This is a genomic window from Demequina gelatinilytica, assembly GCF_000971115.1.
Taxonomy (GTDB): domain Bacteria; phylum Actinomycetota; class Actinomycetes; order Actinomycetales; family Demequinaceae; genus Demequina; species Demequina gelatinilytica.
The window spans coordinates 1-25933 of sequence record NZ_BBLV01000001.1 but is presented as its reverse complement, the minus strand read 5'-3'; the positions used below and the strand labels follow the sequence as shown (position 1 = coordinate 25933).

The following is a 25933-nucleotide window of genomic DNA, read 5'->3' as shown; positions in this document are numbered from 1 at the left end:
GTGCCGGTGAGGCATCCTGGCCTCATGGCCGTCGCGGATCTCACCCTCACCAGCCCCGACATCGCGTGGGGCGAGCGCATCGACGACCGCTTCGCCGGCCAGACGGGAGCCGAGGCGCCGCGCCTCGCGGTGAGCGGCGTGCCGGCGGGCACCGTCGAGCTCGCGGTGGTGTGCCACGACCCCGACGCGCCCATGCCGCACGGCTTCACGCACTGGACGCTGTACGGGCTGCCGCCGGTGGATGGAGAGATGTCCGTCGCGCGCGGGCGCCCGGGCCCGAACGACGACGACCGTTTCGGCTATGTGGGCCCCTTCCCGCCGTTCGGCCACGGCGACCACCACTACTACTTCTGGGTCTACGCGCTGTCGCGCAAGGTCGAGGGCACGCCGGACCGCGGGACCTTCCTCGATGCGTACGCCGATGCGGTGATCGAGCAGGCGCGCCTGGTGGCGACCTACTCGCGCTGAGCGGGTCGGGGCGGCACGCAGGGCCCGGACCGTTCGCGCGCCGGCGCGCGTGGGCGCATCCTGGAAGACAGCCCCGCGTGCCCGAGGAGAGTGGCCATGCCTTCCGCGACCCCACGCGTCTCGCGACGCGACGATGCGCGCTACCGCGACGCGGAGGCGGCCGTCTGGGCGAGCCGCGGGATGGCGCCGGTCGAGCGCTGGGTGGACGTGCCCGGGTACGGGATCCGTGTCCGCGCGCTCGAGCACGGCGAGGGCAGACCGGTGGTCCTCGTCCACGGGAACCCGACCGCCGGCAACGTGTTCGTGCCGCTCGTCGCCGCGCTTCCGGACGTCAGGGCGATCGTGGTGGACCGCCCCGGCTGCGGGCTGAGCGAGCCGCTCGACTACTCGGGGATGGGCCCGGAGGACCTGCGTGCCGCGATCACCGCATACCTCGGGACGATCATCGACGCCCTTGTGGGAGGCGCGGTGGACCTGCTGGGCAACTCGGCGGGCGGCGGCGCCGTGGTGGTCGCCGCGGCGCAGATGCCGGAGAAGGTGCGCAGCGTGGTGATCGAGGGCGTGCCCGCGATCCGTGGCATGCAGCTGCCCCGCCTCCTGCGTCTCAGCTCGCTCTCGCCGGTCGCTCGGCTGGTCGCCGGGCACAGGGTCAACGAGGGCGATCTCCGTCGCTCGTTCCGGGCCATGGGCCATGGCGGCCTGCTGGAGGCGGGCGGCCCGCCCGCGGAGGAGCTCGCATGGCGCATCGCGTTGTCGCGCTACACCGACACGTACTGGCACGAGCTCTCGCTCATCCGCCGGACCGCGACGTGGCGCGGGCTGAGGCCCGAGTGGGTCGCGGGCAAGGAGGACCTCGACGCGCTGCGCATGCCGAGCCTGTGGATCGTGGGCGACCGCGACCCCTTCGCATCGTCCGCGCGGGTCCGGGCGTGGGCTCGCCACGCGACCCGCGCGTCGGTCCAGGTGATGGAGGGGTCGGGGCATCAGCCGTGGCTCGACGATCCTGCCCGTCACGCCCGCATGATCCATCGCTGGTGGGCCGAGCAGGCCATCGCGTAGCGCGACGCGCGCGACCCGGGCCGTTTGGCACATGCCAACCTACGGTCGCGTAGGTTAGCCTGGAACCATGCAGAGCAGCATGACGTCCCCCGCCCTTGCCACCGTCGACGACCACCTCCACCTCACCGCGCTCCTGCGCGCTCGCGCCTCCGCCGACGCCTCCGCGCCCTTCGCCGAGGTCAAGGACGCGTCCGGCGCCTGGAGCCCCGTCTCCGTGGGCGAGTTCGAGCGGCGTGTGCGCGCGGCTGCCAAGGGCCTGATCGCCTCGGGCGTCGCGGCCGGCGACCGGGTGGGCGTCATGGGAGACACGAGCCTCGAGTGGTCGGTCATGGACTTCGCGGTGCTCGCCGCGGGCGGCGTGACCGTCCCGATCTATCCGTCGTCGTCCGCGCACCAGTGCGCGTGGATCATCGAGGACGCCGGCCTCGCGTTCGTCGCCGCGCAGTCCCAGGAGCAGCGCACCATGCTGAGCGGGCTCGAGCACGCCCCCGCCGTGCTCGCGCTGACCCCGGAGGGTCTGGACGAGGTCGCGAGCAGGGGCGCCGACATCGCCGACGAGCTCCTCGACGCTCGCACGTCGGACGTGGTCCTGGGCGATCTCGCGTCCATCATCTACACCTCGGGCACCACGGGACGTCCCAAGGGCGCGATGCTGACGCACGGCAACCTGGTGAGCCACGTCGCGAACATCGAGCTCGACCCGGACTTCGGGGTGTTCGTCCAGGGAGAGACCCGCGTGCTGCTGTTCCTGCCGCTCGCGCACGTGTTCGCGCGCCTCGCGATGGTGCTCGCGCTCTCCTCGGGCGCCGTGATCGGCTACTCGCCGAGCCACAAGACGCTCGCCGCGGACCTCTCCTCCTTCCGGCCCACGTGGATCCCCCTGGTGCCGCGCGTCCTCGAGACCATCTACAACCGTGCCGACGCCGCGCAGACGGGGTTCAAGAAGAAGATCTTCCGCTGGTCCGCCTGGGTGGCGCGCAAGGTGTCGATGGCCCAGGAGACGGGCGGCCACGGCATCGTCCTCAAGGCGCAGTACGCGGTCGCCGACGCGCTGGTGCTGAAGAAGATCCGCCACCTGCTCGGCGGACAGCTCGGCTTCGTCCTGGCGGGCGGTGCCAAGCTCACGCCGCAGGTCGGCCACTTCTTCCGAGGTCTCGGCGTGACCGTGATGCAGGGCTACGGCCTGACCGAGACGACGGCGGCTCACATGGGCACCCCCGCGTCCGGCCAGATCATGGGCACCGTGGGCCACCCGATCGCGGGCTGCGACGTCATGGTCGCGGACGACGGCGAGATCCTGGTGCGCGGCGTCAACGTGTTCGCGGGCTACTGGAACGCCCCCGAGGCGACGGCCGAGGCGGTGCGGGACGGCTGGTTCGCCACGGGCGACCTGGGTGAGATCCGCGACGGCGCCCTGACCATCACGGGGCGCAAGAAGGAGATCCTGGTCCTCTCCTCGGGCAAGAACATCCAGCCCGCGGTGCTCGAGGACTCGATCCGCTCGCACCCTGCCATCCAGGACTCGGTGGTGATCGGTGACGGCCGCCACTTCGTGTCCGCCGTGGTGACGCTCGACTCGACCATGCTCCCGGCGTGGCTCGCGGCGCATCAGCTCCCCGAGATGTCGCTCGAGCAGGCATCGACGCACGAGCGCGTGCGCGAGCTGATCGGTCGCGCGATCGCGGCGGCCAACGAGCACGTCTCGCGCGCCGAGGCCATCCGTGAGTTCCGTATCCTGCCGCGCGAGTTCACCGAGGTGCGTGAGGAGGTCACCGCGTCGCTCAAGGTGCGCCGGGCCGCGGTGATGGAGCACTTCGCGGACGTCATCGAGTCGATCTACACCCCGGCGGGCGGTGCCGCGCCCGCGGCTCGCTCGTAGCGCCTGAGGGCGGAGCGGCCGCTGCCCCCACAAGTGGGGACCTTCCTCTGGTCGGCCGGCGGACGTAGCCTGGCGGGGTCGCAACGAGCCCGGGGGAGGGCGACGATGACGCAGCCGGCCATCGAGACCGAGGGCCTCACCAAGGTCTACGGGAGCACGCGCGCGGTCGACGGCATCGACCTCGCGATCCCGCGGGGAGGCGTCCACGGCTTCCTGGGCCCCAACGGCGCGGGGAAGACCACGGCGATCCGCATGCTTGCGACCCTCATCCGTCCCGACGGAGGCAGCGGCCGTGTGCTGGGCTACGACATCGAGCGGCAGTCGGACGAGGTCCGCAGCCGTGTGGGTCTCACCGGCCAGTTCGCGTCGGTGGATGAGGACCTGTCGGGGCGCGAGAACCTGCGCCTCATCGCACGGCTCTATGGATTCCGGGGCGGGGCCGCCACGGATCGGGCAGATGAGCTGCTCGCGGCGTTCAGCCTGGACGATGCCGGGGACCGGCAGGTGAAGAAGTACAGCGGGGGCATGAGGCGGCGCATCGACATCGCGGCGTCGCTTGTGGTGAGCCCCGAGCTGCTGTTCCTCGACGAGCCGACCACGGGGCTCGACCCGCGCGCCCGCAACGAGGTATGGGACATCATCCGCGCGCTCGTGCGCCACGGCACCACGGTGATGCTCACCACGCAGTACCTGGACGAGGCGGATCAGCTCGCCGACCGCATCTCCGTGATCGACAGCGGCAGGATCATCGCGGAGGGGACCTCGAGCGAGCTCAAGGCGTCCGTGGGCTCGGGGACGGTGCACGTGCGGGTCATGCACCGCGCCGACCGCGACGCGGCGCGCGCGATCCTGTCGAAGGAGCTCGGTGTGGGGCTCGACACCACCCACGATCCCCAGGCCCTGGTCGCGGCGCTCGAGGACCGCTCCGGGGTGACCCGCGCGCTCGCGGCGCTCGAGGCGGCGCACATCGAGCTCGCTCAGTTTGCGCTGGGTCAGCCGACGCTGGACGAGGTGTTCCTGGCGCTCACCGGCCATACGGCCGAGGACACCGAGGAGGAGGCGGCATGAGCGCGCAGACCGCCACCGCGGAGCCGGCGGCGCCGCGCACCGACGCCATCGCGTCGGCGCTCACGAGCGTCGCGCGCCCGCCGCGCCCGAGCGCGCTGTCCACCTCGATCACGTTCGGATGGCGCGCCCTGCTCAAGATCAAGCATGTGCCCGAGCAGCTCTTCGACGTGACGGTGTTCCCGGTCATGATGACGCTGCTGTTCACCTACCTGTTCGGCGGCGCGATCGCGGGCTCGACCGCGGACTACATCGCGTACATCGCGCCCGGCGTCCTGGTGCAGTCCGTGCTGTTCATCACCATGTACACGGGCTCGAACCTGCGGACGGACATCGACCGCGGCGTCTTCGACAGGTTCCGCTCGCTTCCCATCTGGCGGCCCAGCCCGTTGGTCGGGATGCTCCTGGGCGACGCCATCCGGTTCCTGGTGGCCTCGCTCATCACGGCCGCAGTCTGCCTGGCCATCGGCTGGCGACCCGGCGGGGGAGTGCTCGGCGTCGGCGCGGGCATCGCTCTGGTGCTGGTCTTCGCCTTCTCGCTCGGGTGGATCTGGACGTTCCTGTCGCTGGTGCTGCGCACCCCGCAGGCGATCATGGGAGTCGCGGGGTTCACGCTCATGCCGCTGCTGTTCGGCTCGAACATCTTCGTCGACCCGAGCACCATGCCGGGGTGGCTCCAGGCGTGGGTGGACGTCAACCCGGTCTCGGACCTCGTGACCGCGGTGCGGGCGCTCATGGACGGGACGGAGCTCGGAGGCGAGCTCGTGATGGCGCTGGCGTGGTCCGCGGGCCTCGTCGCGGTCTTCGGCACGCTCACCATGTGGCGCTACCGCGACCCCCGTTGAGCGCATCGTCCCTGGTCCTGATCGTTCTTGAGGGGAGCGGGACCATCGGTGGCACTCGGTGCTTCACGGATGCTGAATAATCTTCCGGTGACAATTGCCCAGGACATCGAACCCCGGACGTACTTCCGATCCTTCGAGGCCGCGCTCGCGGACTTCCGCCCCCCGGCCGAGAACATCGATCAGATCGTCGAGACCGTCCGCGAGCTCCGCTTCGAGCACGTGTACATCCCCGAGTCGCGTGCCTTCATCGCGCTCGAGCCCGCCGGCGGCGGCAGCCCCGTCGCCTTCATCGCTCACGGCTACATCGCGGTGCACCCCCAGGACGGCCCGAACTACTGGGTCGAGCTGCCCGCCCACCAGGCCGCCGCGAAGGGCTTCGCCGCGGTCGCGGAGAAGGTCGCCGAGGCGGTCATCCCGACGTGCGCCTCGTGCTTCACCAACCTTCCGTCGACGGGTCTGTGCGACTACTGCGACTGAGATCGCGCTTCATGCCCGATAATTGAACCGACTCCGAGGTCGGGTGCCCTTTCCTTCCAGTTCCGGGTTCCCGATCTCGGAGTCCTTCCATGTCCGGCCGGGTTTCCCGCCCCGCCCCACCCCCCTCCCGCGGGCAAGCGTTTACCCCGCCGCTCAGTGCCCGTTTCGCCGCAGAATCGTGCACCAAACGTCGGTGTAGATGGCCCGCGCGGCTACAGGACGTCGTAGACGAGCGTCACGTGCCCGCTGGGCAGGGTGTCGATCTCGCGGGGCCGCAGACCCCTGTAGTGGCGCAGGCCCGGGGTGGCGGTCCGTCCCTCGCCGATGAGCACAGGGACGATGCGCAGGCGCACCTGGTCGACCAGCTCGGCCTGGAGCAGGGCCCCCGCCAGCATGAGGCTGCCCCACAGGATGATGTCGCCCCGGTAGCGGTGCTTGAGGCGACGCACCGTGTCGCGGGGCTCGCCGGGCTCGACGGTCGCGGACGCGTAGTCGCCCCACGGTGCGCGCGTGAGCGTGTTGCTCACCACGTGCTTGGGAGCGCCGTTGATGAACGATGCGATCGACTCGTCCGCCGCGGTGCGCTCGGGCCAGTACTGGGCGAACATCCCGTAGGTGTGGCGGCCCAACAGGATCGCATCGCAGCGCGCGACCATGGCCAGCTGGCCTGGGTCGTCCGGGTCGAAGTCGCCCGGTGCGGTCATGAAGTCGATCTCGCCCTGCGGCCCGGCGGCGAAGCCGTCCGCGGACACGATCTGCTCGACGATGAGCCTTCCCATGGCGCCAGGATAGGCCGCTGCGCCGCGCGTGGGGCGGCGCGGGTTAGGGTCCTGGACCATGAGCTTGGGCGACGCGTGGGACCGCATCTGGGGCGACATCACCGCGACGGCCTCTCCGTCGCCCCAGAGCTTGTGGATCGCGCTGGGCGCGGTGCTCGTGTGCGTCGCCGTGCCGTCCCTGTGGCACCTGGCCCGGCACGTGGTGACGCTGGTGCACGAGGCCGGCCACGCGCTCGTCGCGACCCTGCTGGGGCGAGAGGTGCGGAGCATCAGCCTGCACTCGGACACCTCCGGGCTCACCGTGTCCCCGGGCGACGCCAGGCGGCTGCCTCTCGCGCTCAAGGCGTTCGCGGGCTACCCGGCTCCCGGCATCGCCGGCCTCGCGATCGCGTGGGCCATCGGAGCAGGGCATGGGGTCGCGGTCCTGTGGGTGAGCGTCGCGGCGTTGCTGATCGTGCTCCTGCGCGTCCGCAACGTCTATGGGGTGCTCGTGGTGGTCGCCGTGGGAGCAGGGCTGGGCTGGGCGGCGTGGGCGCTGCCGGACGGGTGGCGCGTGGGGATCGCGTGCGGGCTCGCGTGGCTGCTGCTGATCGGAGGAGTGCGCGCGGTGGTCGAGCTGCAGGGCTCGCGTCGAGGAGGCGCGAGGGGATCGGACGCCGATGCGCTGGCGCGGCTCACGCGCGTGCCTGGCGGCGTGTGGGTCGCGCTGTTCTGGCTGGTGACGGTCGCGTGCCTCGGCGGCGGGGCGTTGCTGCTTGCTGGAGCGGCGGCTTAGTCAGGAGCGGCGGCCCAGGACGGCCGCGACGATGCTCGCGGCGACCTCGTCAGGATCCTCGTGCTCCCAGAAGCGCAGGACCAGCCAGCCGGCGGCCTCGAGAGTGGCGGTGGTCTCGCGGTCGCGCTCGCGGTTGCGCTCGAGCTTGGGGAGCCAGTAGTCGCTGTGGGCGCGAGGGCTGGTGCCGTGGACGGGGCATGAGTGCCAGAAGCAACCGTCGATGAACACCGCCACCTTGGTGGGGCGGAAGAGCAGGTCCGCGGTGCGACGCATGCCCCGGATGGGCTGCGCGGCCACCCGGTAGCGGAGCCCCGCGGCGTGGACGATGCGTCGGACGGCGAGCTCGGGCTTCGTGTCACGCTTCCTGTTGCCGCGCATCGACCGCGCGACGCCGGGGGTGGAGGCCCAGGAGACATCGCGGTCCATCATCCGACGCTACTGCCGGGCGACCAGCGAGCGCTGTGCGTGCAGCGGGCTTCGGTGCTCATCCCAATACTTGGCGAGCCAGTCGACCTGCTCATCCCTGAGGCCGACGGTGAGAGGCTCGCCATGGAGCCTCTCGTACTGGGGGTAGGCCGCAAGGTCGGGAGCGACATCGACTCGGAAGCGCGTCGGGTCGACCGCAAGCAAGCCGTCGTCGAACAGCCGATGGATATCTCGCCTGAGCATGAGGCCGCCGTGGGGGCGGTGCTCGCCGAGCTGGGCGTAGCTGTACAGGTGCCCGGCTTCCAGAACGCGTTCAGGGGCTCCACCCGTGAACGCGCAGACTCGGCCTTGCTGGGCGAGGATCTGGGTGCGGAACTGGGTCTGACCCTTGCGCACCCGGACGAGCGCGTGCCGGAAGCCCTGGGGCATGGCGACGGTGATGCCTGAGGTCGGTCGCGTGACCTGTGGCATGCGCCCCCTCACGCGCGCGAGCGCGCGCTCGGCGCGCTTCTCCGTCAGCGCGCTCTCCATCGCGTTCCAGTCGATCGGTCTCATCGCGTTGAAGTCTCCAGCGTGCACCGTGAGGTCGCGGATCTCCGCACCGACGAGCAGGCCGTCGAGCGGTGTCCAGCCCGCGTCGTACCTTGCCCGGAAGCGGTCCACCTCCACCACATCGATGTGCGGCTCATCGAACTCATGGCGGCATTCCGACTTCATGCATCGGTATCGGGGAGCGCGTGTCTTGCGTTCGCTGATCCGCGTAGCTCTGCATCGCGGACACCGGCTCAGCATCTTCGGGCCCCGCGTCGTCGTGATCTCCTCGATGACAGAGACTCCGAGAAGCCGCTCCTTGTCCCAGAGCGCGATGGGGTCGCCGACTGCGAGCTTCTTGTGGTTGGGGACGTTGCTGTCCCAGGAGTAGTACGCGTCGACCTGGTCGTCGTAGCCATCGTTGCCCGCATGACCTCGGTTGTCGTCGGCGGCAAGCAGGAGCCAGGCCTGAGGGCCGCCAAGAGTCATGTCAAGCAGCTTGCCGCACCTGGACGCGAGAAGCTAGCGCCCCAGCCGGAATACCCACCCCACCCCCCGGGTTCCCGCAACCATGACCACCATCGGCATCATCGGCTCCGGCCGCATCGGCTCCAACGTCGCCCGCGCCGCCGTCGCGGCCGGCTACGACGTCGTCCTCTCGAACTCGCGCGGCCCTGCCACGCTCGGCGACCTCGTTGAGGAGCTGGGGGAGCGCGCGAGCGCGGCGACGCCTGAGCAGGCGGCCGAGCGGGGCGACCTCGTCCTCGTGGCCGTCCCGCTCGGCAAGATCGATCAGCTCCCGGCCGAGGCGCTCGCGGGCAAGGTCGTCATGGACGCCAACAACTACTACCCCCAGCGCGACGGTCGCATCGCGGCCCTCGACGCCAACACGAGCACCACGAGCGGCCTGCTGCAGGCCCTCGCGCCGAGCGCCCGCGTGGTGAAGACCTTCAACAACATCTACGCCCACGAGATCCCGCAGGACGGTACCCCGGTCGGAACGGAGAACCGCCGCGCGCTTCCTATCGCCGGCGACGACGAGGCCGCGAAGCACCTGGTCGCGAGCTTCCTCGATGCGATCGGCTTCGACGCTGTGGACCTCGGCCCGCTGGAGGAGTCCTGGCGCGTCGAGCGCGACACCCCTGCCTATGGCAAGCGCACCACCGCGTCCGAGCTCGAGGCCATCCTGCCCTCGGTCGAGCGGGTCCAGCAGGCGTAGCTCGCGCGCGCTAGGCTCCCGTCAACATCGTTGGGGGGGACGAACATGATCGCAGGGCAGCAGCCGTCAGCTCATCAGGGCGCAGGACCCGAGGACCCGCGGATCGCCGGCGTGACCGCGCACGGCGACGGCGCCCAGGTGGCGACGCGGGCACGGACCTGGCTCGCGCTCGCGGCGATCGTTCTCATCGTCGGCGCGGTCGTGCTGTGGTGGCGTGTCGCCACAGGTGACGACGCGTCCGCGCGGGAGGCGGCCGCAGCACAGGGCATCGTGGTCGAGGAGTCGGCCACCGACCTGGTCCAGATCAGCGAGGCCGGCGCAGGCTTCGCCATCCACGTGGGCGACGAGGCATCCGACGGCTTCGGCGGCTACGGCTTCGAGGTGACCCCGACGTCTGCCGACGTGGCGGACGGCTGGCCCACATACGCCTGGGACGGCGCCGAGGCCCACGCGAGCTGGGATCCGCGCGCGACGCTGGTGATCGACACGGGCGACCAGGCGTGGCAGGTCGTGATCTCGTCGCTCACGGGCAACGCGTCGCGGCACGATGCCGCGGAGGCCTTCGCGGCGCTCGACGCGGCCGTCGACTTCACGCCTGCCCCATAGAAGCGTCGGCCGCAGATCAGGGGTTACCTCGGATGATCCGCTGATCTCGGGTAGAAAAAGGACAAAAGGCGCGCTACTCTCCACCCAAGGCTGGGGGGTCTTGATATGAGCGCAGCGCAGCAGTCGTCGTCACCTGAGGACCGGCGGGATCGAGGAGGATCCGCCGGTCCTGACGTGTCGCGCATGGCGGGTCTCCGCGCCTCGACGCTGATGGTCATCATGGCCACGGTCATCCTGATCGCGAGCCTCGCGTGGTGGTTTTCCGCCGCGCGCGGCGACCGGGAGGCGCGTTCCGCGGCGGCGGCCGCAGGCATCGTCGCGTCCGCAGACTCCCGCGTCTCGGAGATCGACGGCGGCTTCCATGTGTGCCACGACGTCGACACCTCGGGCGGCCTGGTGGTCTACGCCTTCGACGTGGTCGAGGCGGACCTTCCCTTCGCGCGGCCGGACGATGCGGCGGAGTGGGCCCCGTTCGCCATCCGGGGGGCGGATGGGTACGCGGAGGGCGACCCGATCACCGCCTTGCACATCGATGCGGGATCGCATGCGTGGACCGTCACCAACGCGACCAGCTGGTACGCGGACGACGGCGCTTCCGCCGACGAGGTGTGGACCCAGGTGCCCGACATGATCGCGTTCGAGGCCCTGGGCTAGAGGCGCGCACGTCGCGCGACACAGCCTTCCGTCCCTGGTTCCCGCGCGGTCGCTGGCCTAGGGTCGAGGCATGTCCATCGACTGGTCGATCCTGGTCCCCGGCCTCATCATCGCCATCGTGGCGGGTGCGGCCGTGGGTGGGTTCCTCGACCTCTCCCGTCGTGTCGAGGAGCGGCGCACCCGCAGGCGGGCGTTCGCTCAGGAGGCGCCGGTCGCGCTGTCGAGCGCGCACGACCTCCTGATCCCGCCGCTGGCCAAGGACCCCTCGTCGCTGGTGCCGCCGGAGAGCCTCACGCGCGGGCTCCGCGAGCAGGCGGTGCGGCTCACGCGCGGCACGCCGCGCCAGCGGGCCGCCGTGCCCGCGATCGACATGGTGCTCGAGATCGACCGTGCGCTCGAGGATCTCGCGGTGCGGGGCCGTGCGCTCGACGGCACCCTCGCGATCGTCATGGCCGCCGCGCCGCAGTCGCTCGAGCAGCGCCTGGTCCTGCGCCTCGCGACCCAGGCGGTCCAGAAGGACCCGGTCCCCGCCGATGCGATCCCGCGCATCGAGAACCCCGAGGCTCAGGCGGCGTTCGAGGGCGACCCCTCGCTGGTGCGCGAGGTGATCCGCTACCGCCGCGCCCAGCAGCTGCTCCACGAGGCGCGCGACGCCTTCGTCGACCACTGGTGGACCGTGCGCGACCTCCGTCTCGCGTCGGAGACGCGCCTCGCGACCGCGCGCCACGAGCAGGGCGAGAGCGGTCGCCGCGCGGCCAAGGCCGTCGAGCGCGAGCTCGCCGAGGCCATCGCCACGGACTTCGCGCGCAACTGGAAGCGCATCGACCACGGCATCGCGCTCGCGGAGGTTGCGATCGTCGAGCCTGCGGAGCCCGACACGAACGCGGCCGAGGCCCACGGCGCGCCGCAGCAGCCCGGCACGGCCGCACGACCGGGCAGGATCCAGCTCTGATGAGGTGGCTCGGCGGGGGGCTCGTCTTCATCGCGGAGCTCACGATGTACGCCGTGCTCGCGTGGTGGCCCGTCGCGGCGATCGGCGGCATCCTCGGGTGGGCTCTCGCGTTCCTGCTGCCCATCGTGGTCGGGCTGCTGTGGTTCGTCTCGTTGTCGCCCAAGGCGCCTCGGCCCATCGGTACCGTCGCCACGCTGGTCGCGCGGACCATGCTCCTGGCGGCGGGCTCGCTGCTCTACGCCTCGATCGGCGCGACCGCCATGCTGTGGATCCACACGGCGGCGTGGCTCGTCGGCACGCCGATCGCGCAGCGCTGGCCGGTCGAGCCCCCGCCCGAGCGCCGATCCCCCTGACCTCCGACCGGGGTCGAAGGTGGCCGTGCGGGTCTAGGCTCGGCGCATGGAGACGCAGGCCCTCACCGCATCGTTCACCGTGATCCCGAACCGCCACCCGGCCTCGGACGAGGAGCGGTGGCTCGCGATGGAGAACCCCGTCTTCGGCAAGGTCTTCACCGACCATATGGCGCGCGCGACGTGGCGCGACGGCGAGGGCTGGGCGGACCACCGCATCGTCGCCCTCGCGCCGCTGCCCATGCATCCCGGCGCCGCCGTGCTGCACTACGCGCAGCAGGCCTTCGAGGGGCTCAAGGCGTACCGGCACGAGGACGGTTCGGTGTGGCTCTTCCGTCCCGAGGCCAACGCGGCGCGCCTGGCCGCGAGCTGCCGGCGCATGGCGCTCCCCGAGGTGAGCGAGCAGGACTTCATGGCCGCGCTCGAGGGGCTGATCGCGGCCGACCGCAACTGGGTCCCCGGCACGCCGGGCGCGAGCCTCTACCTGCGCCCGTTCGTGTTCGCGAGCGAGCCGAGCCTCCTGGTCCAGCCAGCGCACGAGGTCGAGTTCCTGGTGACCGCGAGCCCCGTGGGCGCCTACCTCTCCCCGGGCGACACGGGCGTCCCGATCTGGGTCTCGCGCGGCTACCATCGCGCCAACCCGGGCGGCACCGGTGAGGCGAAGACTGCGGGCAACTACGCCGCGAGCATGCTTCCTCAGCAGGAGGCGAAGGAGCAGGGCTGCCAGCAGGTGCTGTTCCTCGACGCCAAGGAGGACACGTACGTCGAGGAGTTCGGCGGCATGAACCTGGTCGCCGTGCGCGCCGACGGCAGCATCGTCACGCCGCGCCTGAGCGGGACCATCCTCCCCGGTATCACGCGCGACTCGATCCTCACGCTGCTGCGCGACGAGGGCCGCGAGGTGGAGGAGCGCGACCTCGCGCTCTCGGAGATCCTCGAGGGCGTCGCGTCGGGGGAGATCGTCGAGCTGTTCGCGTGCGGCACGGCCGCGGTGGTGACGCCGGTGGGCCGGCTCGCCTCCGACGACTTCGACGTGACCGTCCCGCGGGTCGAGGGGGAGTCGGTGGCCGATGCGGTGCTCGCGCGCCTCACGGACCTTCAGTACGGACGCGCCGAGGACCCCCACGGCTGGATGCGCAAGGTCCTCGACGCGCCCGAGGGCTGATCACTCCGGGAGGACGTCGCCCGCCTCGATCATCCCGAGCTCGACCGCATTGAGCTGGTGCTGGTGGAACGTCTCGGCGAAGTGCCCGTCGCCGGTCTCGGGATCGATCAGGAAGAACATCAGGTCGCCGGATTCGGGATGCGCCGCCGCGTCCACGGCGCCGAGCCCGGAGGAGCCGATCGGCGTCGGCGGCAGGCCCTCGTACATGAAGGTGTTGTACGGCGAGTCGACCGCGAAGCCGTCGTCGGTGACCCGCCGCTCGGCGGCGCCCGTGATGTAGTACAGCGGCGACTCCAGCTGGAGCATCATGCCCGCGTCGAGCCGGTTGTGGATCACCTCGGAGATCCTGGTCCAGTTGTACGGGTCGCCGGACTCGCCCACCAGGATCGATGCGATGGTGAGCGTCTCCTTCCAGTCCTCGCGCGCGACCCCCATGGACTGGAGGTTCCGCAGCTGCAGGTCCACCAGCCACTGCGCGGCCTCCTCGAGCGTGGTGGGCGCGAGCTCGGAGCCGGGCGACACCCATCCCTCGGGGTCGTCCTCGGCCTCGGGCGGCAGCGCGGCGACGATCGCGGCGCGGGCCTCTTCCGCGGTCGCGGAGTAGACCGTGGCGAGCGCGGTGACGGTGGCCTCGATGGTGTCGCCCTCGGCGACCAGGTAGTCCGCGGTGACGGGCTCCGAGCTCACCATCGCCTCGGGAGAGCCGCTCGGTTCCGCCGTGGCGGACGATGCGGGCGTGGTGGCCTGGACCGACGGCGAGGTGCTCGCGGGCGCCACCGGCACGGCGGCCCCCCAGCGCGAGTAGCCGTACACACCGGCGCCGAGCGCCGCGATGCCGGCGACCGAGCCGGTGGCGGCCCGCACCGCACGGTGGCGGCGCACGCGGCGGGTCACGGGGGAGAGGCCGGCGCTCAGCCCGGTCGTGGCGAAGTCCTGTGCGGCGGTCGCGCGGATCGCGGCCAGCGCATCGTGCGCGGTGCTCATCGGATGCCTCCTGGGTGCTGGTGGACGGCGACGGTCTCGACGTCCGTGAAGTCGATCTGGGGGACGGTCTCGCGCAGCCGCGCCACGCCGTCGGAGAGGTAGCGCTTGACCGTGCCCTCCGCGAGCCCGAGCGTCTGCGCGACACCGGCCACGGTCATGTCCTCGAGGTAGCGCAGCACCACGCACGCCCGCTCGCGGGGCGTGAGGGTGAGCAGCGCCGCCTGCAGGGTCACGGCATCGTCCACGTGCCGGCTCGCGTCGGGTGCGATGGCCGCGGCCTCGGGCGCCTCGATGCCCGCGCTGCGGGGCCTCGCGGCGGCGCGTCGCCCGCTGTCGATGAACGCTGTGGAGATGCATCGCTTCACGTAGGCGTGCGCCGAGTCGAGCGAGCCCAGGGCCCTTCCCGAGCGGAAGGTGCGCACCAGCGCGTCCTGCATCAGGTCCTCGGCCGCCTCGCGGGACCCGGTCAACACGTAGGCGTACCCGTACAGCGCCGGGCCGCGCTCGCGGACCAGCGTGTCGAGCATCCTGGCCCACGCGCTCATGGCTCGATTCTCCTCATGCCGGGTAGTACGCATGGATGGGCGCGCAGGTTGGGGACGATTCGGGGCTGTGGACAGACGCGGAGGTGTCGGCGCGCGCACCTACAGTGGGCGCATGCCCGACCGGATCCCCGCGTACACCCTCACGCGTAAGCGCATGAAGAACCTGCGCATGGTGGTCGTCTCCGGCACCGGGGAGGTGCGGGTGAGCGCTCCGTTGCGTGCCCCGCAGCGCGAGATCGATGCGTGGGTGCGGTCCAAGGCGGCGTGGATCGCGGCGAAGCAGGCCGAGGCCGTCGCACGGCCCGTCGCTCTCGCGCCCGGGCCCGAGGCGGATGCGCTGCGCCGCGAGCTGCGGCCCCTGCTGGCCGCGGTGGTCGCCGAGTGGGTGCCTCGCATGGGCGTGCCGGAGCCCACGTGGCGGATGCGGATCATGCGCTCCCGCTGGGGGACCTGCAACCACACCACCCGCGTGATCACCTTCAGCGTCGAGCTCGGCCGGCAGGACCACCACCTGGTCGAGTACGTGGTGGTCCATGAGCTCGCCCACCTGCTCGAGCCCAACCACGGGCCGGGCTTCCGCGCGATCATGGACACGTACCTGCCGGGTTGGCGCGAGCACCGGGCCGAGCTCAACGGCCGCGCCGTCGACTAGCTACGAGCCGGCGCTGGTCGGCGGCTGCTCCCACTCCGTCTCGAGGACCAGCTCACGCGCGCCGTTCTCGTCGTCGTCGCGCGCGACCCGGATGGTGACGTAGAACCTGTCCGCACCCTCGATCTCGCCCACATCGAGCGTGGCCTCCCCGGTCACGGTCCCGCCCGGCTCGACGGTGACCACGTCGGACTCCGACGAGAGGTAGCCGTAGCGTTCGTCGCCCTCGGCGGGCCAGCCGACCGTGGTGTTCTCGGTCGAGGACATCCACCCTGCGCCGTCGATCTCGACGACGATCCCCATCGCCGCGCGGTCGAGCCTGAGCGCCTGATCGGACACGTTCGTGAGCGTCCACGTGACCGGGATCATCCCGGCGTTCGGCTCCGAGGCGAACAGCAGGCGGGTGAGCTCGAGCTGCTGCCCGCCCGGCACCCAGACCGTGGGGCACAGCGGCTGCGTGAGCCAGGGGCCGCCGTCGTCGCCCTCGCGACTGGTGCTCGTGCGCGGATTGTCGGCATCGCCCACGTGGCACAGAAGCGCGGCTTGCGCATCGTCCCTGATCTCGCCTGCGGTACGGGCCTCGAGGCCCTCGAGCGCGGGCGAGATGGGGTCGAGCGTCCCGGTCGGGTGGACGGTCGTCTCGGCCTCGAGGAACAGCTCGCTGGTGGAGACCGCACCGGCGGGCGGGATTCGGACCTGGACCGTGATGGTCGCCTGTCCGGTCGTCGACGTGAGGTCGTCGAGGAGGGAGGGGAGGCCCGGACCATCCAGGTCGTCCGGCGAGAGGAGCGAGGTTCCCGAGAACGTGCCGCCCGGCTCGAGCCGCATCGGGCTCGTGTCCCCGTCCATGGTCACGTGGCGCGTCGTGTCGTCCGACCACGGTCCGAGCGCGACGGTCGCATCGTCCACGAGGCTGATGCCGGTCGACACCGCATCGGGATCGGTGCCGAACAGCAGGGTGGTCGCGGCTGGGTCGACCGTGATGGCGGTATCCGAGGCGTTGGAGACGGTCCAGCGGACGGTCACCGCTCCGTCGCCCGCGATCTCGACCGTCGCCTCGCCCACCTCGAGCACAGGGGCGTCGCCGACCCACAGCGCCGCGCAGTCGTCGGTCACCGACCCCGAGTGCCCGTCGCTCCACGGGTTCGCCTTGACGTGGTCGAAGGTGCACTCGACCGCGGCCTGGCCCGTGCCGGCCTCGCCGCGCACGCGTGGCGCGGTGTCCCAGCGCAGGTCGTTCGCGGTGAGAGCGGTCCCGGTCGGGGTGGGGTCGGCGGGAGCGACATCGGTCCCTCGGCCGCCCAGCGTCGAGGCGCCCACCGCGATGCCGACCGCCGCGACGGTCGCCGCACCGGCGAGGCCCACGCCGCGCATCGTCCTGGCGCGTCGCACCCGGCTCCGCGCGGGGTCCACCACCGAGGACACGCGCGAGTCGAACAGGTCGCCGCCCGCATCCGCGCCCCTCGCGAGGGATTCCATCAGCTCGTTGCTCATCGTCCCGCTCCCTTCGTGAGGATCACCACGTGCTCGTCTCCGCCCTCGATCGCGTCTGCGGGATCGAGCCCGAAGTCGCCGTACGTGCGCTGCAGCGTCGCGAGCGCGGTCGAGAGGTATCCGCGGACCGTCCCCGAGGAGAGCCCGAGCTCGGACGCGATGGCGGTCGAGGACAGGCCGTCGAAGTACCGCATCACCACGCAGGTCCGCTCACGTGGTGGGAGCGAGTGCACCGCCTGGAGCAGCGCGTCCCGCGTCGACGATGCGCCGGTCGGGTCGGGCGCGACGCGGTCGGCCTCGCGGCGGTCCCGCTGGGGCCGGACGCTCGCCCGCCGGTGCGAGTCGATGAGGGCCGTCTGCATCGCGCGCTTGACGTAGGCATGCGCGGCGTCGAGCGACTCGGGCCCGCGTCCGCGCTTGAAGGCGCGCACGAGCGCGTCCTGAAGCAGGTCGTCCGCGGCCTCGCGCGACCCGGTGAGCACGAACGCGTACCCGTACAGCGTCCTGCCACGCTCGCGCACCAGCGCATCCAACGTGTCCGACCACCCGCTCACCGCAGCCCCCGTCCCGTCGCGTGAATCCTTCCACCGCTTCAGACGCATGCGCGGACGGAAACGCAGGGTCCGGCTTCAGGGTGATGCGGACGGGGAGGCCAAGGGTCCCGCGAGCGGGGTCTCGAGGATCAGGACCCTGCGGGCGTCATCAAGGAACGGCACCTCGACCTGCGCGGTTGCCGCGCCGCCGCTCGCGATCGCCATCGCGACCGCGTCGACATCGATCGGCTGGCCGTCGGTGAGCATCGCGGGGAAGAGCGAGTCGTACCCCGTGATGGCCTCACCCGGGTCGACGTCGATCTCCATCGTCGCGTTGTCGAGCAGCGCCGTGCGGTGGCCGTCGGGATCCCACGCCGTGGCAGTGGTCACCACCGCGGAGCCGAGCCGCAGCAGCGGTGCCGTCCCGTCCGCCAGGGAACCGCTCTCGATAAGCAGGCTCCATCCCGATACGGTGAGGGCGCCCTCGGCGCGCGAGACGACGCCCCAGCCGACCACCGGTGCGATCTCGCCTGCGGTGAGCGCGAGCGACGACTGATCGACCACCACCGCGTCGGGGAGCCATCCGGCCCGGCACGTCACCTCGCCGGCCGCGTACGGGAAGGCGCCGCCGGGTTCGGGCCGGAGCTCAGGGGGGACCTTGCACAGCAGGGCGGCCTGAGCGCCGTCACGGGACTCGCCGGGCGCGCGGGGCGTGAGGTCGGCGACCAGGGTGTCCGCGCTCACGCCCGGCGCCAGGCGCTCGGTCGAGGTCTCCGCCTCGAGGAACAGCTCGGTGGCGCCGGACAGGCCGAACGGCTGGACCCTGATCTGCACGCCCAGGGTCGGCCAGGCCGCACCGGTGGCGATGTCCCACACGGCATCCCGCGGCGCTCCAGGTTCCGGCGCGGTGCCGGTGAAGCGCGTCGATCCCTGGAGGTACTCGCCGGGCTCGACCGTGACGGGGCGCGAGTCCCCGCTGAGCGACGCGTAGCGCTGCGTGTTCGACGCCCACAGCGACCCGCCCGCGAAGCGGTCCTGGTCGTACTCCCGATCGGTCGTGACGGCGGTCGACTCCGTGGTGAGGGACGTCAGGACACCGCCGGCATCGAGCGCCAGCGGTGCATCCGCGCGGTTGCGCAACGCCCATTCGACCGTGATCACCGCGCTCTTCTCGCCCACGTACGCGGTGAGGTGCGTGCGGGCGGGATCCACCGCGAGCATCGGCGCGTCGCCCGCCCATGCCGCCGTGCAGACCGAGCGCACCGGCAGGCTGCCGCCGTCGGACGATGCCGCCCAGGGGTTCGCCTCGGACCGCACCGAGCACAGCACCGAGGCCTGCGCGGGTGCTACCGACGCCACACCTCGCGTGCGGTCGACGACGGTGCCGGTCAGGTCCTCGGCGAACACGGTGGGGGCGCGGGTCAGGGTCCGGGTGACCTGGGGCTCCTCGCCCCGATCCCAGGACGGCAGCACGATCGCGGCGCCGCCCAGCACCACGCACGCTGCCGCCGCCCAGGCGACCGCGCGCGAGCGCCGGCCGCGGCGTGCGCGTGCTCGCGCACGGCCCGCGACTCCCGCGAAGCCGTCCCTCCCGGGGCCCGGTCCGGCATCGGCCTCGAGCGCCTCGACCAGGTCCCCGGTCACCACGGCTCCATCCCGGTGAGGGGGACCTCGAGCACCATCACGGTCGACGGATCGTCCTCGAAGGGCACCACCACGGCGCCGGTGACCGCGGCGCCGTCCGCGATCGCGGTGCGCAGCGCGGCCGCGTCGATGGTGGCGCCCGACACGGTCCGGTCCGGGTCGAGGTGTGTCTGCGCGAGCAGCGTGGAGCCGCTGCCCAGCTCGCGCCACCGCGGCGAGGCGGGCGAGGGGAGGCTGCGGTGGGCCGCGTCCAGCCACAGGGACCGCGTGAGGGTGACCGAGCCCAGGACCGAGGCGGTCGCCTCGGATGGTGCGGCCTCCGGCGCGGTCTCGAACAGGACCGACCAGCCCGCCGTGACGATCGCCTGGTCGGACACGTTGACGGCCGCCCACGCCACGTCGGCCGCGCTGCCGTTGACGCCGTCGACCACCTGGACGCCGTGGGACGGCTCGAGGACCGGCCCGGCGACGGAACCTGCCAGGCACGCGGGGGGTTCGAGCCCCAGCCACGCCGCCTCGCTCGCGGTCAGGCCCTGAAGCGCGTCCGGCACCTCGCACAGCAGCGCGGCCTGCCGGTCCGCCGCCAGCGCCTCGTCGTCGGTGCGGGGCGCGAAGCCCGCCACCCATGCGTCGGCGGTGACCGCGTCGGCCCGAGGCTCCGCAGCGGGCACGCTGCGCTCCACGCGCTCGAGCGGGTCGACCGGATCCGCGGCGGGCATGCCGCCGGGGCCGTCTGCGGGCGACGTCGCGAGCACGGCCGTCACGGCGGCACCCGCGAGCACCACGGCCCCTGCCGCCACGGCGCCGGTCGCGGTGCGTCGCCGCCTCCTCACGATGCGACGGCGCGCTCGCGCGGTCGCGGCCGCGACGGCATCGGGGTCCAGGTCGCCGTCCCGCGGAGCGAGCGCGGCAGCGAGCGCCCCGTTCACCGCTCCCCGCCGATCGTGACCTCGTCCTGCGCGACGCTGCCCCCCTCGAGCGCATCCTCGACGGACAGGCGGAGGTCGGGGTGCGAGAGCGCGAGCGCCTGGACCGCGTGCGTGAGCGCCTCCTCGATCGCGCTGCGATGCAGCCCCGTCTCCTCGCCGATCGCAGGGACCGCGAGGCCGTCGACGTAGCGCATCGCGAGCAGCGCCCGTTCGCGGGTGGGGAGGTGGTGCAGGTCCTCCGGGAGCGACGGCGGGCCGTCGGCCTCGACCGTTCCGGCCACGGCTGGGGACGCGTGCGCTCGCACCGCCGCCCGCCGGATGGCGTGCTCGAGCGCGGGGTAGGCCTCGTCGACCGTGCGGGGATAGCCGCGCCTGCCGAACACGGCGGCGAGCGCGTCCTCGACCACGCGGGCTGCGATGGCATCGTCCCCGGTCAGGGTGTGCGCGTAGGCGAAGAGATCGGCGGCGCGCGCCTGCATCGTCGCGTCGAGCACCTTCTCCCAGTGGCTCACATCGCCCCCTCGAGGAACCCTTCGATCCTCCCACCGCGGCACGGCGGCCGCATGGCGGTGTCAGCCGTCGACGGGCTCGTCGAGCGGCAGAGGCACCTCGAGCACCAGGATCCTGCTGTCGTCGCCCAGGAAGGGCATCGCGACCTGGGCCGTCGCCGCGCCTCGCTCGCCCAGCTCCGCGAGCTGGCCGTTCGTCAGCTCGGTCCACCAGGCGCCCATGCGCTCCCAGGCGAAGCCCTGCGGGTAGCCGTACGTGGCGATCGCAGCCGACCGGGTGGTCGCGCCGGTCCACGCGTTGGTATCGAACGCGATGCCGTACCCCTCGCCCAACGTGTCGCTCCGGGACGGCTCGAGCGAGGCGGCGTCGTGCTCGACGATCACCGTGAGCGAGTTCATCAGCAGCTCGCCGCCGGAGGCGTTGCGCACCTCCCAGACGGCACCGCCATCGGTGACCCAGTCGGTGTTCGCGTCCGCGCTGAGGTAGGTGCCGTCCACCCACCCCGCGGCGCACCCGTCCCGCACGGTCCACCCCAGCTCGTCCACCTCCCTGCGCCAGGCATCGTCCACGTCGCACAGGAGGGCCCGTGTGGCGCCCTCCCGGTCCGCATCGTCCCGGCTCCGCTCGGTGAAGCCGACGGCGATCTCGTTCGCGGTAAGGCCTTCCAGCTCCGGACGGACCGGGGTCGACACCTCCAGCAGCAGGGTCGACTCGGGATCGACGGTCCGCGCCTCGACCTCGACCCAGCTGGTCACGACGGTGCCCTCGGCGTTCGCCCCGGCGTTCGCGACGGCCCACACGGGATCGCGCTGCTCGCCGGGGTCGGGGGCGGCCGCATCCGCGGAGAGGTTGCTCGAGAGGTAGGAGGTCGGCTCCAGCGTGCCTCCCCAGGGCCGCTCAGGCATCACCACGCTGCGCGTGGTGTAGCCGTTCCACAGGGAGGTCGCCCTGTCGCCGCCGAGCCAGCCGTCGGATTCGGCATCGGGGTCGCTCACGATGACGCCGGGGGAGAGGACGTCCGAGACCGCGAGCGCGCGTGAGCCCGTCACGGTGAACATGACCGCCACGTTGACCCGCGCGTGGCCGTCCGCCACGAACCGGTCCATGCGCGAGATGCTCGAGTCCGCGACCAGCAGCGCCGACTCGCCGACGGTCACCGCCGTGCATCGTGCGATCGAGCCCGCCTCCAGGCCCGACGGGCACAGCACGGCGGCCTGGCCCCGCACCGGCAGGCCACGCACTCGCGGCTTGGCGCTCGCGATGAGCTCTTCCGCGTAGATGGTGCCCACGCCTTCCGACACCGGAGCCGAGGATGCGCTCGCCGAGGTGCTCGGCGCCGCGGCGGCATCACGGTCGTCGGGGCCCGCCCCCGCGGGACCTCCCGCGCCGACGGCGCCGAGCGCCACCGCCACCGCGACCAGGCCCGCACCCGCGCCTCCACCGAGCAGCGCCGTCCGCCGTCGTCGCCGCCTCGATGCCGCCGAGCCTGCGCGCGTGTGGACCTCGTCCTTGCGCGCGTGCGCGAGGACGCGTCCCGCCTCCGCGTCCGCCGCGATGGCGCGCTCGAGCGCCGCGCTCACCACGCCTCCTCGACGGAGGCCGTCTCGAGCATGCCGCCCTCGAGCGCGTCCTCGACGGTGAGCCCGATGCCCGGGTAGGCGGAGAGCAGCAGCCTTACGGCGCGGGTGAGACCCTCCCGCACATCGCGCTCCTTGAGCCCGGCCTCCTCGGCGATCGCCTCGACAGCCAGCCCCTCGCCGTAGCGCAGCACCGTGAGCGCGCGCTCCCGTCGGGGCAGCGTCGTGAGGGCTTCGCGCGCGAGGGACGATGCGTCGGCGCGTCCCTCCGGCGGCGCGGGCGGGACGGGCGGCGCGGTGGCGCGCACGGCGGCGCGGCGCATCGTCCTCATCACGGCTCGCATGCCCGCGGTGGGGGACTCGGGGACGTGGCCGTGCGAGAAGGTCTCCACGAGCGCCTCCTCGACCAGAGCGGTCGCGGCTGCGTCATCGCCAGCCAGCGCGCGGGCGTGAGCGAAGATCGCCTCCCCGTGCTCGCGCATCGTGCCGTCGAGCGCGCGCCCCCACCGCCCCATGCCATCTCCGATCCGGTCGTGCGCCCGATCCTGCCAGCGCGGACGTGATCACGCCATCACCTCACTGCGAGCTGTCCCCGCCCTCCCACGTCGACTCGAGGAACACCTCCGGAGTCCTCACGGTGTCGTCGTCGTGCGCGACGCGCACGTGGACCGAGAACCGCGCCGACGCGAGATCGCCGATCTCGGAGAGGAACACCTCGCGTTCGCCCACGACCTGCTCCCATGGCTGGACCGTCTCCACCGTGCTCGCCCGCTGGACCAGGCCGAACCGCTCGGTCTCCGAGGCCCACAGGCTGCCCGCGATGAGCGTCCCGTCCGAGGTGAACACGATCCCGCCGTCGTTCAGAGGCATGGGATCCACCGGCTGCTCGATCGCGAGGGTCATGCCGCCGGTGTCGAGCGAGAGCGGCACCCCCGAGGTGTTCTGCAGGGTCCATCGGATCCTCGCCACGTCGTTGGCCTCGTCGACGTCGAAGGTCATCTCGGTGACCCGCAGCAGCGGGGTCCCGTCGCTCAGCCAGACGGCGTCGCAGACCGGATCGAAGGAGTCCTGCTCCACCGTGTCCGTGCGGGGGTTGAGCCCCGGCTCGACGGTGCAGTGCAGCCCCGCCTGCGCGGCTCCGCGGTCGAAGTCCTCCATGGTGCGTGAGACCTCGGTCGCGATCAGGTCGTCGGCCGTGATCGTCTGGGCCGTCGAGGCCTCCGCGTCGGACGCGATCACCGGGGTGCCGCCGATGCTCGCGAGCAGCCACAGCTCGCGCGTGTCCGCGGCGTCCGCGAACGGGACGGGAACCAGCACGGTCATGTCGATGGACGTGCCGGGGGCCACGGCCGAGCCCTGTGCGAGCGCCACGGTCGCGGTACCGGTCGCGGTGCTCCCCGGCGCGATGCTCGCCGGCTCCGCGTCGATCTGGATGGAGAGATCCGTGAGCCTGCTGATCGCGTCGTCGACCGAGGTCCACGTCGGCTCGATCTGGGGGTAGACCAGGTCCGGCAGGTAGGTGAGAGGCGTGTCGCCCTGGTAGGTCACGCCCCACCCGACGGTCGCGGTGGTGTCGGTCGTGGAGACCTCGACCCGCGCCGCGTCCGGTTCGAGCTGCAGCATCTGCCAGTCCCCGAACCGCACCTCCTCGCAGGTGCGGGGCACGGCCCCGTCGCACAGGATCGCGATCTGCGCGATGTCCTCGGGTCCTCCCTGCTCGGCGAGCAGGTCCTCCGCGGTGAGCGCCGCGTGCGGGTCCCGCGCCCCATCCACGCCGGCGGATGCGCTCGGCGTGGGGCTCGCCGTCGCCGGCGCCACCGTCTCCCGGGCGCCCGCTGCGATCGCGACCGTGGTGACCGCGGCCACCGCCACGGCCGCGAGGCCCGCGGTGCCCAGCGCTCGCATCGTCCTGGCACGTCGGACGCGCGCGCGGGCGAGCGGCACCATCGCGTCGGCCCGCTCGCCGTACTCCGCAAGGCCCGCGGCGACCCGGCGCTCCATGGCCTTCTCCAGCTCGCTGCTCATCGCGTGCCTCCCTTGCTGGTGACGATCACGTGGTGGTCGGCGCCGCCGCTGACGGCGTCCGCCGGCTCGAGCCCGAAGTCGCCGTGCGTGCGTCGCAGCGTCGCGATCCCGTCGTGCAGGTATCGCCGGACAGAGCCGGGCGCCAGCCCCAGCTCATGGGCGATCGCCTGCGCGCTCAGGCCGTCGAGGTAGCGCATGACGATGCAGGTGCGTTCCCGCGGGGGCAGGGACGTCACGGCGTCCATGAGCGCGTCGAGGGTGTCGGTCGCCGGCGCGTGGTCCGGTGCGACCCGGTCCGCCTCGCGGTGGTCACGCTGGGGACGCGCCGTCGCGCGGCGGTGCGCATCGATGAAGGCGGTCTGCATCGCGCGCTTCACGTAGGCGTGGGCCGGGTCGACGCCCTGAGGGGCGCCTCGTCGTCGGAACGCCCGCACGAGCGCCTCCTGCACCAGGTCCTGCGCATCGTCCGCATCCCCCGTCAGCACGTAGGCGTACGCGAAGAGCGCGCCGCCGCGCTCCCGCATCACCGCCTCGAGCGTGTCCCCCCAGCTGGGCATCCGACCTCCCTTGTCCCACCTGACAACGCATCCTTGCGCGCAGGTGTTGGGTCGGCGTCGACCGCCGCGCGCGGCGCTAATGTCGGGCCATGGCGAGCGAGGGCGACCTGCAATGCGCGGACGGGCGCATCGTGCACTGGTACGAGGACGGGCCGGCTGACGGCGTCCCCCTCTTCTGGCACCACGGCACACCCAACATCGGCCAGCCGCCGGGGCCGCTCATGCGCCCTGCCACGGAGCGCGGCTTCCGGTGGGTCTCGCTCGATCGTCCCGGCTACGGCGGCTCGACGCGCCGCGAAGGACGATACGTGGCGGACATCGTCGAGGACGTCGCCGGCGTCGCCGACGCGTTGCGCATGCCGCGGTTCGCGGTGGTCGGCCACTCGGGAGGAGGGCCTCACGCTCTCGCGTGCGCCGCGCTGATGCCCGGGCGCGTGCTCGCCGCCGCGTCGATCGCGGGGTTGGCGCCGTACGGTGCCGCAGGTCTCGACTGGTTCGGCGGGATGGGGCGTGGGGGACGGGAGGAGCTCGAGGCCGCCGCGCTCGGACCTGCCGCCTTGAGCGCCCAGCTCTCGCAGGACTGGGATCCCGAGATGTTCACGCCTGCCGACCATGAGGCCCTTGGCGGACCGTGGCGCTGGTTCACCGGGATCGTCGAGGCGGCGCTTGCGCACGGACCTGACGGCATGATCGACGATGACCGCGCCTATGTCACGGGCTGGGGCTTCGATCCCGCGGATGCTGGTGCGGTCGCGACCTTGATCGCCCACGGGGGAGAGGACCGCGTGGTGCCGGCGAGCCACGGCCGCTGGCTCGCGGAGGCCATCCCCGGCGCCGCTCTCAGGAGGTTCGACGACGCTGGACACATCTCGGTGCTGCTGCACGCCGAGGAGCTCCTCGACTGGCTCCAGGAGAGCGTCGAGGAGGCGCGTCGTTGACCCGCGGAGGCGGTCCGCAGCGGGCAGGGGCCCGCGGCCCCAGGGAAGTACCTGGTGTCACCAAGTTATGCGGCTCTCGGTTGGACAACGCCGAAACATCTGTGTAACTTATTCCGAGTTGCCAGCGAGCAGCCCGGAAGGGTGAGACGCAGTGACGGAGGGTCCATCCGGAGCCTGGAGAGCGGTCAGCGAACCGGTCAAAAGGATGTAAGATGGAAACCCGCTCGGACAGCCGGGCCTGACACGATCTCCGCAAGGCGATTGGACAAGGCGCCGAAGTCCGAGTAACATAGAGAAG

General features: G+C 72.3%; 29 protein-coding genes. 15 read left to right on the top strand and 14 right to left on the bottom strand.

Going from position 1 to position 25933, the window contains the following annotated elements:
- Positions 1 to 24: 24 nt before the first annotated feature.
- The 6 genes from AOM00_RS00145 to AOM00_RS00120 all read left to right on the top strand — a co-directional run bounded on the left by AOM00_RS00145 (position 25) and on the right by AOM00_RS00120 (position 5793).
- Entirely contained in the window at positions 25 to 468 is a 444-nt protein-coding gene (locus AOM00_RS00145) for a YbhB/YbcL family Raf kinase inhibitor-like protein (protein WP_062515865.1), read from the top strand.
- 96 nt (positions 469 to 564) lie between these two features.
- A complete protein-coding gene (locus AOM00_RS00140; protein ID WP_062515864.1) occupies positions 565 to 1527 on the top strand; it encodes an alpha/beta fold hydrolase in 963 nt (320 codons plus the stop codon).
- A gap of 67 nt (positions 1528 to 1594) precedes the next feature.
- Positions 1595 to 3406, top strand: a complete 1812-nt coding sequence (locus AOM00_RS00135; RefSeq protein ID WP_062515863.1) for an AMP-dependent synthetase/ligase — start codon at positions 1595 to 1597, stop codon at positions 3404 to 3406.
- Positions 3407 to 3511: 105 nt separating this feature from the next.
- Positions 3512 to 4474, top strand: a complete 963-nt coding sequence (locus AOM00_RS00130) for an ATP-binding cassette domain-containing protein (RefSeq protein WP_062515862.1) — start codon at positions 3512 to 3514, stop codon at positions 4472 to 4474.
- Positions 4471 to 5316: an ABC transporter permease gene (locus tag AOM00_RS00125; protein WP_062515861.1), complete on the top strand. Its 846-nt coding sequence runs from the start codon at positions 4471 to 4473 to the stop codon at positions 5314 to 5316. Before AOM00_RS00130 ends, AOM00_RS00125 begins: the two co-directional genes overlap by 4 nt.
- 87 nt (positions 5317 to 5403) lie before the next feature.
- Complete coding sequence (locus AOM00_RS00120) at positions 5404 to 5793, top strand: hypothetical protein (protein WP_062515860.1); 390 nt, start codon at positions 5404 to 5406, stop codon at positions 5791 to 5793.
- Between the two features lie 212 nt (positions 5794 to 6005).
- Here AOM00_RS00120 and AOM00_RS00115 read toward each other — a convergent pair whose 3' ends face one another.
- A complete protein-coding gene (locus AOM00_RS00115; protein ID WP_062515859.1) occupies positions 6006 to 6572 on the bottom strand; it encodes a dihydrofolate reductase family protein in 567 nt (188 codons plus the stop codon).
- A 58-nt stretch (positions 6573 to 6630) separates the two neighbouring features.
- On the opposite strand from AOM00_RS00115, the gene AOM00_RS00110 reads away from it, so the two are divergent.
- Complete coding sequence (locus AOM00_RS00110) at positions 6631 to 7347, top strand: M50 family metallopeptidase (RefSeq protein ID WP_082096398.1); 717 nt, start codon at positions 6631 to 6633, stop codon at positions 7345 to 7347.
- Here the strand turns inward: AOM00_RS00110 and AOM00_RS00105 are convergent, their stop codons facing one another.
- Together AOM00_RS00105 and AOM00_RS00100 are read right to left on the bottom strand one after the other, a co-directional pair.
- Positions 7348 to 7773, bottom strand: a complete 426-nt coding sequence (locus AOM00_RS00105) for a very short patch repair endonuclease (protein WP_062516075.1) — start codon at positions 7771 to 7773, stop codon at positions 7348 to 7350. It lies immediately after the preceding gene.
- Between the two features lie 9 nt (positions 7774 to 7782).
- On the bottom strand, positions 7783 to 8793 hold the full coding sequence (locus AOM00_RS00100) for an HNH endonuclease signature motif containing protein (RefSeq protein WP_062515858.1): 1011 nt from the start codon (positions 8791 to 8793) through the stop codon (positions 7783 to 7785).
- Positions 8794 to 8875: 82 nt separating this feature from the next.
- Between AOM00_RS00100 and AOM00_RS00095 the strand changes: the two genes are divergently transcribed.
- The 6 genes from AOM00_RS00095 (at position 8876) to AOM00_RS00070 (ending at position 13250) form a co-directional block, all read left to right on the top strand.
- Positions 8876 to 9523, top strand: a complete 648-nt coding sequence (locus AOM00_RS00095; protein WP_062515857.1) for an NADPH-dependent F420 reductase — start codon at positions 8876 to 8878, stop codon at positions 9521 to 9523.
- A 45-nt stretch (positions 9524 to 9568) separates the two neighbouring features.
- Complete coding sequence (locus AOM00_RS00090; RefSeq protein WP_062515856.1) at positions 9569 to 10129, top strand: hypothetical protein; 561 nt, start codon at positions 9569 to 9571, stop codon at positions 10127 to 10129.
- Positions 10130 to 10312: 183 nt separating this feature from the next.
- A complete protein-coding gene (locus AOM00_RS00085; protein WP_062515855.1) occupies positions 10313 to 10783 on the top strand; it encodes a hypothetical protein in 471 nt (156 codons plus the stop codon).
- Positions 10784 to 10853: 70 nt separating this feature from the next.
- On the top strand, positions 10854 to 11735 hold the full coding sequence (locus tag AOM00_RS00080; protein ID WP_062515854.1) for a hypothetical protein: 882 nt from the start codon (positions 10854 to 10856) through the stop codon (positions 11733 to 11735).
- A complete protein-coding gene (locus AOM00_RS00075; RefSeq protein ID WP_062515853.1) occupies positions 11735 to 12088 on the top strand; it encodes a DUF2568 domain-containing protein in 354 nt (117 codons plus the stop codon). The genes AOM00_RS00080 and AOM00_RS00075 overlap by 1 nt, the downstream gene beginning before the upstream one ends.
- Positions 12089 to 12134: 46 nt before the next feature.
- Positions 12135 to 13250, top strand: coding sequence for a branched-chain amino acid aminotransferase (locus AOM00_RS00070; protein WP_062515852.1), 1116 nt, complete (start codon positions 12135 to 12137; stop codon positions 13248 to 13250).
- Here the strand turns inward: AOM00_RS00070 and AOM00_RS00065 are convergent, their stop codons facing one another.
- The gene (locus AOM00_RS00065) at positions 13251 to 14234 is read right to left on the bottom strand and encodes an endolytic transglycosylase MltG (RefSeq protein WP_062515851.1); all 984 of its coding nucleotides are present in this window, start codon (positions 14232 to 14234) and stop codon (positions 13251 to 13253) included. It lies immediately after the preceding gene.
- Positions 14231 to 14779 (bottom strand): RNA polymerase sigma factor, encoded by a 549-nt coding sequence (locus AOM00_RS00060; RefSeq protein WP_062515850.1) that lies wholly within the window; start codon positions 14777 to 14779, stop codon positions 14231 to 14233. Before AOM00_RS00060 ends, AOM00_RS00065 begins: the two co-directional genes overlap by 4 nt.
- Before the next feature lie 112 nt (positions 14780 to 14891).
- On the opposite strand from AOM00_RS00060, the gene AOM00_RS00055 reads away from it, so the two are divergent.
- Positions 14892 to 15431 carry a M48 family metallopeptidase gene (locus tag AOM00_RS00055; RefSeq protein WP_062515849.1) on the top strand — a complete coding sequence of 180 codons (540 nt, stop codon included), beginning with the start codon at positions 14892 to 14894 and terminating at the stop codon, positions 15429 to 15431.
- Here AOM00_RS00055 and AOM00_RS00050 read toward each other — a convergent pair whose 3' ends face one another.
- From AOM00_RS00050 to AOM00_RS00010, 9 genes are all read right to left on the bottom strand, one after another.
- Entirely contained in the window at positions 15432 to 16922 is a 1491-nt protein-coding gene (locus tag AOM00_RS00050) for a hypothetical protein (protein WP_062515848.1), read from the bottom strand.
- Positions 16919 to 17476 carry an RNA polymerase sigma factor gene (locus tag AOM00_RS00045; RefSeq protein ID WP_062515847.1) on the bottom strand — a complete coding sequence of 186 codons (558 nt, stop codon included), beginning with the start codon at positions 17474 to 17476 and terminating at the stop codon, positions 16919 to 16921. Before AOM00_RS00045 ends, AOM00_RS00050 begins: the two co-directional genes overlap by 4 nt.
- Positions 17477 to 17551: 75 nt before the next feature.
- Positions 17552 to 19099 (bottom strand): hypothetical protein, encoded by a 1548-nt coding sequence (locus AOM00_RS00040; RefSeq protein ID WP_062515846.1) that lies wholly within the window; start codon positions 19097 to 19099, stop codon positions 17552 to 17554.
- Complete coding sequence (locus AOM00_RS00035) at positions 19096 to 20028, bottom strand: hypothetical protein (protein ID WP_062515845.1); 933 nt, start codon at positions 20026 to 20028, stop codon at positions 19096 to 19098. Before AOM00_RS00035 ends, AOM00_RS00040 begins: the two co-directional genes overlap by 4 nt.
- Positions 20025 to 20540, bottom strand: coding sequence for an RNA polymerase sigma factor (locus AOM00_RS00030; RefSeq protein ID WP_062515844.1), 516 nt, complete (start codon positions 20538 to 20540; stop codon positions 20025 to 20027). Before AOM00_RS00030 ends, AOM00_RS00035 begins: the two co-directional genes overlap by 4 nt.
- A 60-nt stretch (positions 20541 to 20600) precedes the next feature.
- The gene (locus tag AOM00_RS00025; RefSeq protein ID WP_156158947.1) at positions 20601 to 22118 is read right to left on the bottom strand and encodes a hypothetical protein; all 1518 of its coding nucleotides are present in this window, start codon (positions 22116 to 22118) and stop codon (positions 20601 to 20603) included.
- The gene (locus AOM00_RS00020; RefSeq protein WP_062515842.1) at positions 22115 to 22630 is read right to left on the bottom strand and encodes a sigma-70 family RNA polymerase sigma factor; all 516 of its coding nucleotides are present in this window, start codon (positions 22628 to 22630) and stop codon (positions 22115 to 22117) included. The genes AOM00_RS00025 and AOM00_RS00020 overlap by 4 nt, the downstream gene beginning before the upstream one ends.
- Positions 22631 to 22691: 61 nt before the next feature.
- A complete protein-coding gene (locus tag AOM00_RS00015) occupies positions 22692 to 24140 on the bottom strand; it encodes a hypothetical protein (RefSeq protein ID WP_062515841.1) in 1449 nt (482 codons plus the stop codon).
- Positions 24137 to 24697: an RNA polymerase sigma factor gene (locus AOM00_RS00010; protein WP_062515840.1), complete on the bottom strand. Its 561-nt coding sequence runs from the start codon at positions 24695 to 24697 to the stop codon at positions 24137 to 24139. The genes AOM00_RS00015 and AOM00_RS00010 overlap by 4 nt, the downstream gene beginning before the upstream one ends.
- Before the next feature lie 89 nt (positions 24698 to 24786).
- Between AOM00_RS00010 and AOM00_RS00005 the strand changes: the two genes are divergently transcribed.
- A complete protein-coding gene (locus AOM00_RS00005; RefSeq protein WP_062515839.1) occupies positions 24787 to 25635 on the top strand; it encodes an alpha/beta fold hydrolase in 849 nt (282 codons plus the stop codon).
- Positions 25636 to 25933 lie beyond the last annotated feature (298 nt).